Source organism: Schlegelella aquatica (assembly GCF_026013905.1).
Taxonomy (GTDB): domain Bacteria; phylum Pseudomonadota; class Gammaproteobacteria; order Burkholderiales; family Burkholderiaceae_C; genus Caldimonas; species Caldimonas aquatica.
The window spans coordinates 86,189-101,126 of the sequence record NZ_CP110257.1 but is presented as its reverse complement, the minus strand read 5'-3'; the positions used below and the strand labels follow the sequence as shown (position 1 = coordinate 101,126).

13 protein-coding genes are annotated in these 14,938 nt (G+C 69.9%); 6 read left to right on the top strand and 7 right to left on the bottom strand.

From position 1 onward, the window contains the following. Positions 1-122 precede the first annotated feature (122 nt). The 5 genes from OMP39_RS00460 to OMP39_RS00440 all read left to right on the top strand — a co-directional run bounded on the left by OMP39_RS00460 (position 123) and on the right by OMP39_RS00440 (position 6,217). Entirely contained in the window at positions 123-1,085 is a 963-nt protein-coding gene (locus OMP39_RS00460) for a TerC family protein (RefSeq protein WP_264892863.1), read from the top strand. A 229-nt stretch (positions 1,086-1,314) separates the two neighbouring features. Continuing rightward, positions 1,315-3,591 carry a TonB-dependent receptor gene (locus OMP39_RS00455; protein WP_264892862.1) on the top strand — a complete coding sequence of 759 codons (2,277 nt, stop codon included), beginning with the start codon at positions 1,315-1,317 and terminating at the stop codon, positions 3,589-3,591. A gap of 10 nt (positions 3,592-3,601) precedes the next feature. Next, the gene (locus OMP39_RS00450) at positions 3,602-4,285 is read left to right on the top strand and encodes a Fe2+-dependent dioxygenase (protein ID WP_264892861.1); all 684 of its coding nucleotides are present in this window, start codon (positions 3,602-3,604) and stop codon (positions 4,283-4,285) included. A gap of 4 nt (positions 4,286-4,289) precedes the next feature. Beyond that, positions 4,290-5,477 (top strand): alpha-hydroxy acid oxidase, encoded by a 1,188-nt coding sequence (locus tag OMP39_RS00445; RefSeq protein WP_264892860.1) that lies wholly within the window; start codon positions 4,290-4,292, stop codon positions 5,475-5,477. 275 nt (positions 5,478-5,752) lie between these two features. Further along, positions 5,753-6,217: an SWIB/MDM2 domain-containing protein gene (locus OMP39_RS00440; protein ID WP_264892859.1), complete on the top strand. Its 465-nt coding sequence runs from the start codon at positions 5,753-5,755 to the stop codon at positions 6,215-6,217. Positions 6,218-6,301: 84 nt separating this feature from the next. Here the strand turns inward: OMP39_RS00440 and OMP39_RS00435 are convergent, their stop codons facing one another. Next, positions 6,302-7,357, bottom strand: coding sequence for a TolB family protein (locus tag OMP39_RS00435; protein WP_264892858.1), 1,056 nt, complete (start codon positions 7,355-7,357; stop codon positions 6,302-6,304). Between the two features lie 167 nt (positions 7,358-7,524). Between OMP39_RS00435 and OMP39_RS00430 the strand changes: the two genes are divergently transcribed. Next, positions 7,525-8,163 carry an MBL fold metallo-hydrolase gene (locus OMP39_RS00430; protein ID WP_264892857.1) on the top strand — a complete coding sequence of 213 codons (639 nt, stop codon included), beginning with the start codon at positions 7,525-7,527 and terminating at the stop codon, positions 8,161-8,163. 24 nt (positions 8,164-8,187) lie between these two features. On the opposite strand, the gene OMP39_RS00425 is transcribed toward OMP39_RS00430, so the two are convergent. From OMP39_RS00425 to OMP39_RS00400, 6 genes are all read right to left on the bottom strand, one after another. Beyond that, positions 8,188-9,144, bottom strand: coding sequence for a M48 family metallopeptidase (locus OMP39_RS00425; RefSeq protein ID WP_264892856.1), 957 nt, complete (start codon positions 9,142-9,144; stop codon positions 8,188-8,190). Positions 9,145-9,247: 103 nt separating this feature from the next. Beyond that, positions 9,248-10,771: an MFS transporter gene (locus tag OMP39_RS00420; protein WP_264892855.1), complete on the bottom strand. Its 1,524-nt coding sequence runs from the start codon at positions 10,769-10,771 to the stop codon at positions 9,248-9,250. A 47-nt stretch (positions 10,772-10,818) separates the two neighbouring features. Further along, on the bottom strand, positions 10,819-12,786 hold the full coding sequence (locus OMP39_RS00415) for a PAS domain S-box protein (RefSeq protein WP_264892854.1): 1,968 nt from the start codon (positions 12,784-12,786) through the stop codon (positions 10,819-10,821). 119 nt (positions 12,787-12,905) lie between these two features. After that, a complete protein-coding gene (locus tag OMP39_RS00410; protein ID WP_264892853.1) occupies positions 12,906-13,814 on the bottom strand; it encodes a DMT family transporter in 909 nt (302 codons plus the stop codon). A 45-nt stretch (positions 13,815-13,859) separates the two neighbouring features. Then, positions 13,860-14,291: a thioredoxin TrxC gene (trxC, locus tag OMP39_RS00405; RefSeq protein ID WP_264892852.1), complete on the bottom strand. Its 432-nt coding sequence runs from the start codon at positions 14,289-14,291 to the stop codon at positions 13,860-13,862. Between the two features lie 73 nt (positions 14,292-14,364). Continuing rightward, on the bottom strand, positions 14,365-14,883 hold the full coding sequence (locus OMP39_RS00400; protein WP_264892851.1) for a flavin reductase family protein: 519 nt from the start codon (positions 14,881-14,883) through the stop codon (positions 14,365-14,367). Positions 14,884-14,938 lie beyond the last annotated feature (55 nt).

The following is a 14,938-nucleotide window of genomic DNA, read 5'->3' as shown; positions in this document are numbered from 1 at the left end:
TACGGACGCATTCGCCTCCCGGCGAAGCGCCCGGGTCCCGCAAGGGCGCAGCCATCCCCCGGCCCGTCGCGCCCACCCCGCAAGACCTTTCGGCGCAATCGTTCAACTCTTCTGGAGTGTGCATGGACACCATTGCGCCCGATTGGTTGTGGGCATTTTTCGTCGTCTCGGTGCTGGTCGCGCTGTTCATCGACTTCGTCGTGCTCAAGAAGCAGGGCGCGCACGAAGTCTCCGTGAAGGAGGCGCTGAACTGGTCGCTCGTCTGGGTGTTGCTCAGCTTCGCCTTCAACGGCCTGTTCTGGTGGGCCGTCGCTCAGGACCACGGCGTCGCGATGGCCAACACGAAGGCGATGGAGTTCCTCACGGGCTATCTGATCGAGAAGTCGCTCGCCGTCGACAACATCTTCGTGTTCCTGATGATCTTCACCTACTTCGCGGTGCCGCAGGCCTTCCAGAAGCGGGTGTTGATGATCGGCATCATCGGCGCGATCGTGCTGCGCACCGTGATGATCCTGGTGGGCAGCTACCTGATCGCGCAGTTCCACTGGCTGCTCTACGTGTTCGGCGCCTTCCTGGTCATCACCGGCATCAAGATGTGGTGGGCGGCCGGCCAGGAAGCGGACATGGAGAGCAACCCCGCGCTCAAGCTGCTGCGCCGGGTCATTCCCGTCTCGAAGGACTTCGACGGCGAGAAGTTCTTCACCGTGCAAAACGGCAAGCGCATCGCCACGCCACTCTTGCTGGTGGTGCTGCTGGTGGGCGTGATCGACGTGATCTTCGCGGTCGACTCGATCCCGGCGATCTTCGCGATCACGACCGATCCGTTCATCGTGCTCACGTCCAACATCTTCGCCATCCTCGGCCTGCGGGCGATGTACTTCCTGCTCGCGGCGATGGCGACCAAGTTCCACCTGCTCAGCTACGGGCTCGCGGTGATCCTCGCCTTCATCGGCACGAAGATGCTGCTGATCGACGTCTACAAGATCCCCGTGCTGTGGTCGCTCGGGGTGGTGGTGTCCATCCTCGCGATCACGATGGTCTGGAGCGTGAAGACCGCCCCCAAGCTCGCGGCGAAGAAGGGCTGAGGCGGTACGGCAGCGCCCCGCCCGGTGCGCATGGCGCACCGGGCGGGGGCGCCTCGCGCAGCACACGTCAAAGAGAATGGTTATCATTCACGCTTCTTCACGAGCGGTCCCAGCCAGCGCGGCGGGGTCGGCCTGAGCCGGCCCTCGGCCTTCGAAGCCCTCCTCCCGGGTGGCGAGCCACGGACTGCGGCGATCCCGCAATCCGTCTCTCAACTCTGGAGTGCCACCCATGGCTCGACGCCATCTGTCTTCTCGCGCGCGCGCAGCCGCGCCCACCGCTGAACAGCCCCCCAGCTTGGGCCCCGTGCTCGCCCCGTTGGGCGCACTGGCTGCCGGATTCGGTCTGGCCGGCCTGGCCTGCGCCCAGACGCCCCCCGGACCCACGCCGCCGGCCTTGCCGCAGGTGACCGTGCGCGGCACGCCCGAGACGGCCGACAAACAAAGCCTGCGGGCCAGCCGCACCGGTGTGGCCAAGGGCGACCAGGCGCTGCGCGATGTGCCGCAGTCGGTCACGGTACACACCGAGCGGCTGATGGACGACCGCCACCTGGACGACTTGCGCGAGGTGCTGCGCGCGACGGCCGGGGTGACCTTTCAGGCCGGCGAGACCGGCGAGGAGGATGTGCGGCTGCGCGGCTTCTCGCTCCTGCAAGCCGGCGACCTCTATGTGGACGGGCTGCGCGACGCCCCGCTCTACGAACGCGACACCTTCAACAACGACCGCATCGAGGTGCTGAAGGGCTCGGCGTCGATGCTGTTCGGCCGCGGCTCGACCGGGGGCGTGGTCAACCAAGTGAGCAAGAAGCCCTTCTTGATGAACCAGCACGAGGTCGAGGCCACGGTGGGCACCGGCCGAATGGGGCGCGTGACCGGCGACTTCAATCTCAAGACCGGCGAGGATGCAGCGCTGCGCCTGAACGCGATGGTGCACCATGCCGACAACGACGGCGCAACGGTGGACAAGCGCGGCATCGCGCCCACCTACCGCTGGGGCATCGGCACGCGCAACGAGTTCCTGGTGGGGCTGTACCACCTCGAGTACGACAACCGGCCGCTGTACGACCACCCGTGGCTGCTCAGCCAGGGCAACCGCGGCACGCTGATCCCGACGCTCGAAGCGGATGCGTACTACGGCTTGGCCAGCGACCACAACGAAGGCGGCGCGACCTACGGCACGCTGCAGCACGTGCACCGCTTCGACGGGCGCGGCGAACTCAAGACGACGTTGCGCCATGGCAAGTACGAGCGCGACCTGTGGGCCAGCGTGGTGCGGTTCGCGCCCGCCGCGCAGCAGCCGGACGGCCAGGCGATCACGCGCCGCGAGCAGATCCGCGGGGACACGGTGCTGAGCCGCACCGGCAAGGGTCGTGTCGGCCAAAGCGAAATCACCACGCTGCAAAGCGAATACTCCGACCAGCTCGACTGGGGTGGCGTGCGGCACGAGGTGCTGGCGGGCATCGAATGGAGTCGCGAGGACGCCAAGCGCAACAACAACATCCCGGGCGCGACGCCGCGGCCCACCACGCGCGTGGGCACGCCCGACGACGGCGCTGCCATCCCCGACACGCGCTGGCCCATCGCGATGGCGAAGTTCGACACGAAGAACCTCTCGCTCTATGCGCAGGACGTGGTGTCGCTGACGCCCCTGTGGAAGCTCGTGGGCGGCGTGCGGTTCGATCGCTTCCGAGCCGACTACCGCGACACCGCGGGTGCCACCAAGAGCATCGCCGAGAACCTGTGGAGCCCGCGCCTGGGCGTGCTGTACCAGCCGAACGACTCGTCGTCGTACTACGCGTCGTACGGCTACTCCTACAACACCTCGGGCGAGACCTACTCCTACAGCGTCAACTCGAGCCTGGCGTCCCCGGGGAACCAGCGTGCCCTGAACACCCCGCCGGAGAAGAGCCGCAACGTCGAGATCGGCGGCAAGTTCGACCTGCTGGACCACCGGCTGTTCGTCGGCGCGGCCCTTTTCTACTCGGAGAAGTACAACGAGCGGAACACCGACCCGGACTCGGCGGCCACCCAGGAACTGCTGTCCGGCAAGCGTCACGCCGCGGGCCTGGAGCTGAACGTGGCGGGGCGCATCACGCCGGCATGGGAGGCTTTCGTGTCGTACTCGTGGATCCCGCGGGCGAAGATCGACCGCAGCAACGTCGCGCTCAATGCGGCCGGCACCGGCGCTCAGGTGGAAGGCGATCGCCCCGGCCTCACGCCCAAGCACAGCGGCTCCGTGTGGATGACATACCGCCTCACGCCCCAGCTGCGCGTGGGCACGGGCGTGAACTTCCGCAGCGCGCAGAACCCCGAAGGAGCGCGGCACGTGCGAGCCCCCGGCTTCGCCACGGTGGACCTCATGGGCGAGTACCTGCTCAGTGAGGTCTGGTCGTTCAAGCTGAACGTGAAGAACGCGGGCGACAAGCGCCATGCCGACGGGCTGTACCGCGGGTTCTACATCCCCGGTGCTCCGCGCACGGTCCAGCTGTCTGCGAAGGCCGTCTTCTGAGGCGGTCGCCATGCTGCTGCACCTAGAGGACGTGCTGACGCCCGAGGAGCTGCGCCATGCGCGGCAGGTCCTCGAGGCGGCCGCCTGGACCGACGGCCGGGCCACCGCGGGGGCCCAGGCGCTCGCGGTGAAGAACAACCAGCAGCTGCCGCAGGACAGCCAGGCGAGCCGCGAGCTGCAGGCGATGGTGAGAGCCGCGCTGAACCGCCACGCAATCTTCTTTTCGGCGGCCCTGCCGAAGAAGATCTTCGGCCCGCTGTTCAACCGGTACGGCGGCGAGACGAACCACTACGGCAACCACGTGGACGGCGCCGTGCTGCATTCGCGCCTCACCGGCGAGCGGGTGCGCAGCGATGTCAGTTGCACGCTGTTCCTGAGCGAGCCCGACGAGTACGAGGGCGGCGAGCTCGTGGTCGAGGACAGCTACGGCAGCCGGCGGGTGAAGCTGCCTGCCGGGCACGCGCTGCTGTACCCCGCGACGAGCGTGCACCGCGTCGAGCCGGTCACCCGCGGGTGTCGGATGGCGAGCTTCTTCTGGGTGGAGAGCATGGTGCGCGGCGCTGAGCAGCGGCGCCTGCTGTTCGACCTGGACATGAACCTGCTGCGGCTGCGCGAGCGGCACGGCGAGTCGGACCTGGCCGTGGCGCTCTCGGGCACGTATCACAACCTGCTGCGCATGTGGGCCGACACCTGACGTCATGAGCCCTCGCATCGATCGCATCCCGGCCGGCATCGTGAACCTTGCCGACTACGAGCGCCTGGCTTCAGAGCGGGTGGACTCCGCCACCTGGGCCTGGCTGGACGGCGCTGCGGGCGACGAGCTCACCCGACGTGCCAACCGCGAGGCGTGGGACGCCCTGTGGTTGCACCCGCGTGTGCTGCGTCCCCTGGCGCACGGGCACACGCGGGTGCACCTGTTCGGCCGCGAGTGGCCCCAGCCGGTCCTCGTCGCGCCGGTCGCCTACCAACGCGCCGTGCATCCCGATGGCGAGTGGGCCACCGCGTGGGGCGCCGCGGCCCAGGGCGCCGGACTGGTGCTGAGCCTGCAGGCGAGCGCACCGCTCGAAAGTGTCGCTCGTGCGATGCAGGCCGACGCAGGGAGAGGGCCGCTGTGGATGCAGCTCTACTGGCACCCCGACCGGGGCTGGATGCAGGAGCTCCTTGCACGCATCGAGGCGGCGGGGTACGAGGCGCTGGTGCTGACGGTCGATGCGCCGGTGTCCGGTGTGCGGGACCGCGAGCGCCGCGCCGGTGCGGGTGTGCCGCCCGAGGTGCGCTCCGTCAACCTGGTGGATCGGCCGCGCGCCGAGGCGCGAGGCGCAGGACCCGCCGCGAGCCACGTGTTCGACCACCTCGCCCTCGCGGCACCGGGATGGGACGACGTCGCCTGGCTCGCCTCTCGCACGCGCCTGCCGCTGCTGCTCAAGGGCGTCCTGCACGCCGACGACGCGCGTCAGGCGCAGGCGGTCGGGGCCGCGGGCGTGGTCGTCTCCAACCACGGCGGCCGCACGCTCGACACCGCGGTGCCCACCGCCTGGGCCCTGCCGCGCATCGTGGAGGCGGTGGGCGACGCCATGCCGGTGCTGGTGGACGGCGGCATCCGCCGCGGCACCGACGTGCTCAAAGCGCTCGCCCTCGGTGCCCGCGCGGTGCTGGTGGGGCGACCCATCGTGTGCGCGCTCGCCTGTGCGGGGGCGCTCGGCGTGGCCCATGCGCTGCGGCTGCTGCGCGACGAACTCGAGGCGGCGATGGCGCTGTGCGGATGCGCGACGCTCGAGCAGATCGACCGTGCGGTGCTGTGGAGCGAGGAGCCCGCGCACGAAGAAGCCGCTTCGCACGGGCGGGCCGATGCGCCTGCACGAACGCATCGCGCCTGTGCCCGCTGAGCGCGAGGTCGTCCTCGTCGATCGCGCGTTCTCGCATTCGTGTTCTTGCACTCGTGAGTGCCGACGAGGGCCTGTGCGAGTGACGCAAGTGATGCCACGCCGCGACAAAAGCGGCTTTCCAGAGGGGACGACGCTTGATTTCCCTCTGAAACCTGCTTCTCAATGCAGCAGGCACGCAGTACCATTCGCCACGCAGGCATCGGCAGAGAACGAAGGCTCATGCGGTCTTCGCCCCGACCGGCACATCAACCACCGACTTGATGGAGAGATTCGAAATGGCAACTGCGAAGAAGGCCGCTGCGAAGAAAACGGCGGCGAAGAAAGCCCCGGCCAAGAAGGCCCCGGCGGCGAAGAAGGCCCCGGCCGCCAAGAAGGCGGCACCGGCGAAGAAGGCGGCCCCCGCAAAGAAGGCTGCGCCCGCCAAGAAGGCGGCGGTGAAGAAGGCCCCGGCGAAGAAGGCCGCCGCCAAGACGGCCAAGCCCAAGGTGAAGCGCACGCCCAACGCGGCCTTCATGAAGGCGATGACCCCCACGCCGGCGCTGGCCGCCGTGGTGGGCGACAAGCCGCTGCCCCGCACCGAGGTGACCAAGAAGGTCTGGGACTACATCAAGAAGAACAAGCTCCAGGATGCGCAGAACAAGCGCATGATCAATGCCGACGCCAAGCTCAAGGAGATCTTCCGGAAGGATCAGGTGTCGATGTTCGAGATGACCAAGCTCATCAGCGGCAACCTGAGGTGATCCTTGCGCGCCGCCTCGGCGGCGTTGTCCTCCAGCCCGGCGCCGCCGGGCTTTTTTGTGGCTGCAAGGCGGCCGCGCCACGGGTCAAGGCGTCCAGCCCAGCAGGTCGCAGCCGAGCACGCGCTCCTGGCCGCTGCGGTTCCTGACTCGGAACTGGCGCGCATCGCCGGCCGCCGGCAGGGCCGTCACCTCGCGCGCGTCGGCGTCGGCATACCAAAGCTCGCAATGGCCGACGCAGCCACTGAAGTCGCACAACGAGCCGGTGTCCACATCGAAGGCGATCAGGCGCCCGTCGGGCGACCAACGCGCCCGGTTCGTCATGCGGGTCTGGGTGTGGCGGTAGGCATTGCGGCCGTCCAGATCGCTGACCCACAGGTCGCTGACATCGATGGTGCCTGCTTCGCTCTTGGACCACAGCCGCAGCGCCAGACGCCGGCCCTGCGGGTCGGCCCACACCTCGTTCACGGTGAGCCCGCGGGGCAGCGCCAGTTGCCCGACCGCCTGCCGCGCGGCCACGCCCACCGTGCCGATCGAGATGCGCCCGTCGTGGGTGACGTGCACATAGCGTCCGTCGGGCAGCCAGTCCACAGCGGCGTCGTCTGCCGGAAACTGATCGAGCACCCGCCGCGCGGCCAGATCGATCACCGCATACACGCCCGCCGTCGTCACGCTGTCGCTGACGCGGCCGAGCACCCACTCCTTGCGATGCGGTGCCGGACGCGGCGCGCGGAAGTACTGGTCCACCGCGGCCTCGTGCAACACGGCGCCTGATGCGGTCGCGTGCACGCGCACGGCGGTCCGGTCGGTGCGCAGGTCCCACTCGGCCGTGACGTACTGGCTGCCATCGGGCCAGGGGATGGCTTCGGCTTCCGGGGTGACCGCCATCGGCGGCCCGCCCGTGGCCGACGCGATCTGCGTGCCGTCGAGGAAATCGAGCGCGTAGTTGTGGTGCCACAGGCGCCCGGTGGGGGCCGCGATGGAAGGGCCCGGGCCGGACGGCGCAGGTGCCACCGATCCACCGCCACCGCCGCCACCACCGCCGCCGCCGCAGGCGGCCAGCCACACGAGCGGCGCGGCCACCAGCACGGCCGCCCAGCACCGACGGGACCCTCTCGAGCGGGAAGGGGGGAGCAAGCCCATACGTCCTCCATCGTTCAATGAGCCAGGGACCGCCGTAGCGTGCCGTGCAGGCCGGCGGCGCGCAGCCCCACTTCGGAGGGGAACTTGCAACGACTCTTGTCGTGGGCAGGGGGCGCCGGGGGGCGGGGCCGCGACCGGACCGCCGCCGCTGACGCAGAATGCACGGCATGCTGCGCTATCACACCGTCCCCGTCACTGCGTTCCAGCAGAACTGCTCGATCGTCTGGTGCGACCAGACCCTGCGGGCCGCGGTCATCGACCCCGGCGGCGAAGTGCCGCGGCTGCTCGAGACGGCCGACCGGCTCGGCGTGCAGTTGGAGCAGATCTGGCTCACGCATGCCCACATCGACCATGCCGGGGGCACGGCCCGCCTGGCGCGCGAGCGGCAACTTCCTATCGTGGGCCCGCACCCGGGCGACCGCTTCTGGATCGACGCGCTGCCGCAGCAAGGCGCGATGTTCGGCTTCCCGGCCGCCGAGGCGTTCGAGCCGGATCGGTGGCTGGCCGACGGCGACACGGTGCAGATCGGGCGCTGCACCCTGCAGGTGCGCCACTGCCCGGGGCACACGCCGGGCCATGTCGTGTTCTTTTCGCCCGAGGCGCGCCGGGCCTTCGTCGGCGACGTGCTGTTCGCCGGCAGCATCGGCCGCACGGACTTTCCGGGCGGCGACTACCAGACGCTGATCGACTCGATCACGCAGCGCTTGTGGCCGATGGGGGACGACGTGGTGTTCATCCCCGGCCACGGGCCGGAGAGCACCTTCGGGCGAGAGCGCAGGACGAACCCCTTCGTCGGCGGAACGTGACGCCGCCGCGGACCGCTGGAGGGCTCACCCGCGGTCGAAGCGACGCTCGGGCTTGGGAGCGCGCTCGTACAGAGGCATGACCCGCGCGAGGTGGGTCTCGAGTTCGCGGATGCGCGTCTCGCCGGCCGGGTGGGTCGAGAGGAACTCGGGCCCGCCGCTGCCGGTGACCTTGATCATCTTCTGCCACAGGCTCACGCCGGCTTGCGGCTGGTAGCCGGCGCGTGCGGCGAGGTCCATGCCCACCAGATCGGCCTCGGATTCGTCCTCGCGGCTGAACTTGAGCGTGAGCAACTGGCCGCCCATGTTGAGCAGCGCGTCGCCGGTGTTGCCGAGGCCGAGCAGGCTGGACAAGAGGCTCGCGCCGATGCGCGTGGCGGCCGTCTTGCCCATGCGCTCGCGCGCGTGTTCGCGCAGCGCGTGCGCCACCTCGTGGCCCATGATCTGCGCGACTTCGTCGTCGTTGAGCTGCAGCTTCTCGAGGATGCCGGTGAAGAACGCGATCTTGCCGCCGGGCATGCAGAAGGCGTTGATCTGCTTGGAGCCGATGAGGTTGACCTCCCAGCGCCACTCGCGCGCGCGGGCGTTCCAGCTGTAACTGAGCGGGATCAGCCGGTTGGCCACGTAATGCAGCCGCACGACCTGCGGGTGGTCGCGCGGGGCGAGCGCGTTCTGCGCGCGGGCCTGGGCCATCATCTGCGCGTACTGCTGCTGGGCCGCAGCCTCGACCTGCTCGGCCGGCACGAGCTTGGTGAAGGCCGACTCCTTGCCGACGTCGATGCCTTCGCGCGACCACGCCGGCAGGGCGGCGGCCGCACCGGCCGCCAGCAGGGCGCCGGTGAACAGGCGCCGCTGCGGAAGGGCCGGCGCATCGTCGTCGTGCCCCGGGGCGGCAGGGGCGGCCGGCGCCTGCGCGTCGGCCGGCTCGTGGCCGATCCGGGCCAACAAGGCGCACATCGGGCAGTGGTGCACGTAAGCGTTCATCTCGTCGAGGCTTTCCAGGAAACGCCAGCCGCCGCTCCGTCGCGAACGTGCCGGGAGCAGGGCCGGCCCGGCCGGGGTGGCGTGCCCGCAGCCGCTTGGTGATTCAGACCCCTTGCGCGCGTCCGGGTTCCAGCATCCGGCGTACCAGGGGCAACAACGCGTAGGCGGGGAACGACAGCCAGAACGTGAGGAAGAAGTATGCGGCGTAACCCATCTCCTGTGCGCCGAGGCCGCCGGCCCAGCCGGCCACCGCTCGGGAGAACGCGAAGATCGAGGACAGGATGGCGTACTCGGTGGTCGCCCGCGCCCGGTGCGTGATGCCCATGAGGAACGCCAGGAAGGCGCCCGTGCCCAGGCCGCCGGTGAAGCTCTCCAGCGCGCTGGCGGCGTACACCGCGAGCTGGTGGGACCAGGCCACGTCCACCGGCTGCACGATGCCGTCCGCGCCGGGCAGCACGCGGGGCACGTACCAGGCCGCGAGCGCATAGCCGAGGTTGGACAGGGCCTGCCACAGCCCGAGCACCCACAGCCCCCGGAAGATGCCCACGCGGTCGACGTACCAGCCGCCGACCAGGCCCCCGGCGATGGAGAAGGCCAGCCCCAGGTTGACGCTCACCAGACCGATCTTCTCGTTGGAGAAGCCCGAATCGACCCAGAAGGGCTTGACCATGAAGCCCATCGCCGCGTCGCCGAGCTTGAACAGCAGGATGAAGACGATCACGCCGATCATGCCGGGCCGCGTGAGCAGCTCCACCCAGGCCCCGAAGACGGGGCCTTCCTTCATGCGGTGCGCCTCGGGTCCGTGGGCGGCGCGCACCATGAGCGCCGCGCCGGCGAACATCAACGCGACCGGGATGGCCCCGCGGAACCACCACGTCGACCCCCAGGCGTTGAGCCCCGGCCAGCCGAAGGCGCGCGCCAGCGGCGGCAGGGCGGGCCACACGAGGCCCAGCAGCACGAGCGCCAGCGCCGCCACCCACAGCGGCTGCTCGCGCAGCAGGCGCAGCTCCTGCAACGCGCTGCCGGGCGGCGCCCCGGGCCGCGCGGGTTCGCGCGGCGCCAGCAGCACGAGGCCCGCATTGAGCACGAAGACCGCACCGGCGAGCAGGTACGCGAGCGACCAGCCGAACCAGCCCGAGACCATCAGCACGGCACCCGCGGTGAGCATACCCACGCGGTAGAAGCCGATGCGAAAACCGTTGGCCAGGCCGTACTCGCGCTTGTCGAGCAGCTCGATCGTGTAGCCGTCGGTGGCGATGTCGTTGGTGGCCGAGAGCATCGTGAAGCAGCCGATGGCCACCCACACCCACGGCCCGAAACCGGCGCTGGCTGCGAACGTCCACATCACGATCGCCATGCCGAGGTTGGCCGCCGCGATCCACCACCGGTGGCGGCGTGCCCAGTCCACGGCGGGCGCCCACAGAAACTTGAGCGTCCAGGCCAGCCCCAGCAGGCTCAGCAGGCCGATGTCGGCGAGGTTGACCCCCTGCTGTCGGAAATAGACGGGAAAGATGTCGTAGAAGACGCCGAGCGGCAGGCCTTCGGAGAAGTACAGCAGCGCGACCCAGAAGAGTTTGCGGCGGTAGGCCGGCGTGAGGGGTGCGGCCGCGGCGGAGGTCTCAGACATCCGCGCATTCTAGAAACCCGGCCCGGGCTCAGCCGGGCCGGCACTGCTCAGCGCCCTTCGACGGGGGGCGGCAGGAAGCGGTCGATCGTCGCCAGGAACTGCGGCATGCTGAGCGGCTTGATGAGGTAGCCGGCCAGCCCCTCGGACAAGGCCTGGCGGATGTCTTCGGCGTAGGCGCTGGCGGAGCAGGCGATGACCGGCACCCCGCGCGTGCGCGCGTCCTGCTGCAGCTGGGCGTACACCTGGTGGCCGTCCATGTCGGGCAGGCGCATGTCGAGCAAGATGAGGTCGGGCGGGCTCTGCTGCGCCAGCAGCAGCCCCTCAGCCCCGGTGCGCGCGTAGCTCACCGCCAGGCCCGGGCGCTGCTCGAACAGGCCCTCCAGCAGCAGGCAATTGAACTCGTTGTCCTCGATGCACAGCACCCGGCCGTAGGGGCGGGGCGCGGCCAGCGCCTCGGGCTCGATCCAAGGCGCGGGGCGCGAGACCGGCCCGTCGTCCTCCTCGGCACGGGGCATCTCCACCACGAACACCGAGCCGCGGCCCACCTGGCTGCGCACGCCGATCCGCCCGCCCATGCGCTCGATGAGCGAGCGGGTGAGCGCAAGCCCCAGGCCGGCCCCTTCGACGTCGCCCGACTCGCGCCCGAGCCGTTGGAGCGGCTCGAACAGGGAGTCGAGCTTGTCGGCCGGAATGCCGTCGCCCTGGTCCTCGAACTCAATGCGCACCTGCCCCTCGCCGGGCAGCACGCGAACCGTCAGCGTGCCGCCGTGCCGGTTGTACTTGATGCCGTTGGACAGGAGGTTGATGAAGCTCTGTCGCAGGCGAGTGCTGTCTCCCCAGACGCTGCAGTGCATCCGCGCGCCGGGCTCCATGCGCACCTCGACGTCGCGCTTGCGCGCGATGGGGTCGAGCAGGACGATCAATTCGTGCAGCAGCTTGGGCACGTCTACCCGGTCGCGCGACAAGGCGAGGCCGCCGGACTCGACGAGCGAGAGGTCGAGCAGGTCGTTGATGAGCCGCAGCAGGTGTTCGCTGGCCTGCAGGATGAGGTCGGGATACCTCGCCACCGTGGGCGGCAGCGCGTCCGCGCGGGACTGCAGCAACTGCGAGAAGCCGACGATGGCATTGAGCGGCGTGCGCAGCTCGTGGCTCATGTAGGAGAGGAACTGCGTCTTGGCGCGGCTGAGCTGTTCCAGCGCCTGCTTGTCGCGCTCGAGCTTCTCGTTGCGCTTGGACTCGGTGATGTCCTGCGCGAAGCCGGAGGTGCGCACGGGACGGCCCTCGGGGTCGAACTCGGTGCGCCCGCGCTGCAGCAGCCAGCGCACCTGCCCACCGGGCAACACGATGCGATGCTCGAACTCGTGCTCGGGCCGCTGCGGTGTCGGCTGCGCGAAAGCCTCGCGCACGCGGGGGAGATCCTGCGGATGCACACGCTCGAGGAAGCACTCCCAGTGGCATGCGCAGTCGGTGCGCGAGCGGCCGAACAGCCGGTACATCTCGTCGGAGCACACCATCGCTCCGGTCTCGTGGTCCATCTCCCAGCTGCCCATGTGAGCGAGCGCGAGCGCCTGCTGCAGGAGCCGCCGCTGCTCCGAGAGCGCCTGCTCGAAGCGCTTGCGCTCGGTCAGGTTGGACTGGATGGCAACGTAGTGATGCACGCGGCCGTCCGCATCGCAGACCGGCTGGATGTTGAGTGCGATCCACAGCTCGCGGCCGTCCTTGGTGTAGTTGAGCACCTCCACGCCGGCCACCGGCTCGCCTCGCTCCAGTGCCTCGCGCATTCGTGCCACCACCTCGGGGTCGGTGCCGGGGCCGTGCAGGAACGCCGCGGGCCGCCGGCCGCGCACTTCATCGAGCGTCCATCCGGTGATGCTCGTGTAGGCGTCGTTGACCCACTCGATGCGGCGCTCGGCATCGGCGATCACGACCATGTTGGGCACATGCTGGACGACGAGTTGGAAGGTGCGCAGGTCGTCCCGGGAAATGGGGGCAGAAGGGGCAGATACAGCAGACATGGGACGCACGCGGAAGCGGAGAACAGCAGACGCAACCCATGGTTACATCCTGATCCATTTTTTGCCAACCCTTGAAAGGAGGAAGCGGCCCGTGCTTCATGGGGAGGAATTGACCTCGATCAATCGCGCCGGGGCACCGTTCTGCGGTTGACCAACCAGATGCCCGTGGCCACCCCTGCCAGTGCCGCGACCAGACGCGGCGTGACCGTTTCACCGAGCAGCAACCAGCCGAACAGCAGGCCGAACAGGGGCGTGAGGAAGGTGAACGACGCGAGCCGCGTCGCCGGGTAGTGCCGGACGAGCCAGAACCACACCAGGTAGCTGGCGAAGGCCACCACGATCGACTGGAAGAAAAGCGAGCCCCACAGCGCCGCCCCCCAGCGGGCGGGCCACGCCTCGCCCGCCAGCGGGGAGGCCACGCCCAGCGCGATCGCCGAGACCGCCAGTTGGTAGAAGAGCGTCTTTTCGGCCGAGGCGCTGGCCAGGCGCGTGGCGCGGATCGCGAGGGTGGTCGCACCCCACAGCACGGCCGCCAGCACGGCGAGCAGGTCGCCCACCCAGCGCTGGCCCTGCCCGGCCACGCCCCAGCCCTCGCTGAAGGCCACCACGACCGCGCCGAACCCCAGCACCAACCCGCCCACCTGCAAAGGCGCCAGCCGCTCCGCACGGCTGATGAACGGCATGCCGGCCGCCACGACGAAAGGCGACAGGTACAGCAGCACCACCAGCCGGGACGCGGTGGTGTAGCCCAGGCCGACGTAGATGCAGAGGAACTCCCCCGCGAACAGCAGGCCCGCCAGCAGGCCGGCCGCCCCCGTGCCGTCACGCTGGAAGAGCGGGATGCCTCGCCACGCCGACCAGGCCGACACCGCCGCCGCCGCGACCAAGGAACGGACCGCGGCCTGCGCCATGGGCGGCATCGAGGGCAGCGTGGCTTTGGCGACGATCTGCTGCAGGCCCCACAACAGGCAGCAAGCCAGCAGCAGCACGACGGCACGGGAGTCGAGATGGGCGCGGCGGTCGGTCATCCGATGAATTGTGCCCGCGCCGCGCGGGCCGCGCAGCCGCGCCCGTCAGGCGGCGCCGAGCTGGGTCTCGACCCACCGCAGCAGGTCGCGCGCGCTCATGGCGCCCGAGTGCCGCGCGATCTCCTGGCCGCCGCGCATCAGCACCAGCGTCGGGATGCTGCGGATGCGATATCGCACGGAGGCCTTCGGGTTGTCGTCGCTGTTGACCTTGAAGCACTGCACGCGCCCTTGCAGCGCCTGCGCGGCTTGCTCGAAGTGAGGTGCCATCGCCCGGCAAGGACCGCACCACGGCGCCCAGAAGTCGATCAGCAACGGCAACTCGGTGCGGCCGACCACCGATTCGAAATCCGCGTCGCCCAACTCCGCGGGCGCGCCGGGCAGCAGCGGTTGTTTGCAGCGGCCGCAGTGCGGCTGCTCGCCCAGACGCTCGTCGGGCACGCGGTTGAGGCTGTGGCAGTGGGGGCAGGCGATGTGCATGGCGATCCTTTCGCGACGCCCGCAGGTGCGAGGCGCGGCACCGGAATTCAAGGCCCGGCATGCTCGCCGCGACTCAACGCGGGCCGAGCGGCAACTCGGTGTAGTAGCGCCCGCCGTGGAAGATGAGCGGCGAGGCCCCCTCGCGGCGGGTGCAGTGCTCGACCTCGCCGACGAAGATGACGTGGTCGCCCTCCTCGTACTGGCTGCGGTTGAAGCACTCGAAGACCGCCGCGGCGCCCTCCAGCACGGGTGCGCCGGCCAGGCCCGGGCGCCAGGCCACGCCGGCGAAGCGGTCCACGTTCTTGCTGGCGAAGCGCTCGGCGAGCTCGACCTGGTCGGCCGCGAGGATGTTGATCGCGTAGTGCGAGCCCCGTGCGAACACCGGCATGGAGCCTGCGCGCAGCGCGAGGCTCCACAGCACCAGCGGCGGCTCGAGCGACACCGAGTTGAACGAGTTCGCGGTGAGCCCGATGAGCCGCCCGTCGGCGTCGCGCGCGGTCACGACCGTCACGCCGGTGGCGAACATGCCGAGCGCCTGGCGGAACTGCAAGGACGAGAACGTAGGCGCGGCGGCTCGGCGAGGGGGCGTCACGATGCGGTCGGAGGACGAGACGGCCGAATTATTCCGCGCGCCGCGTAGGCCGCGT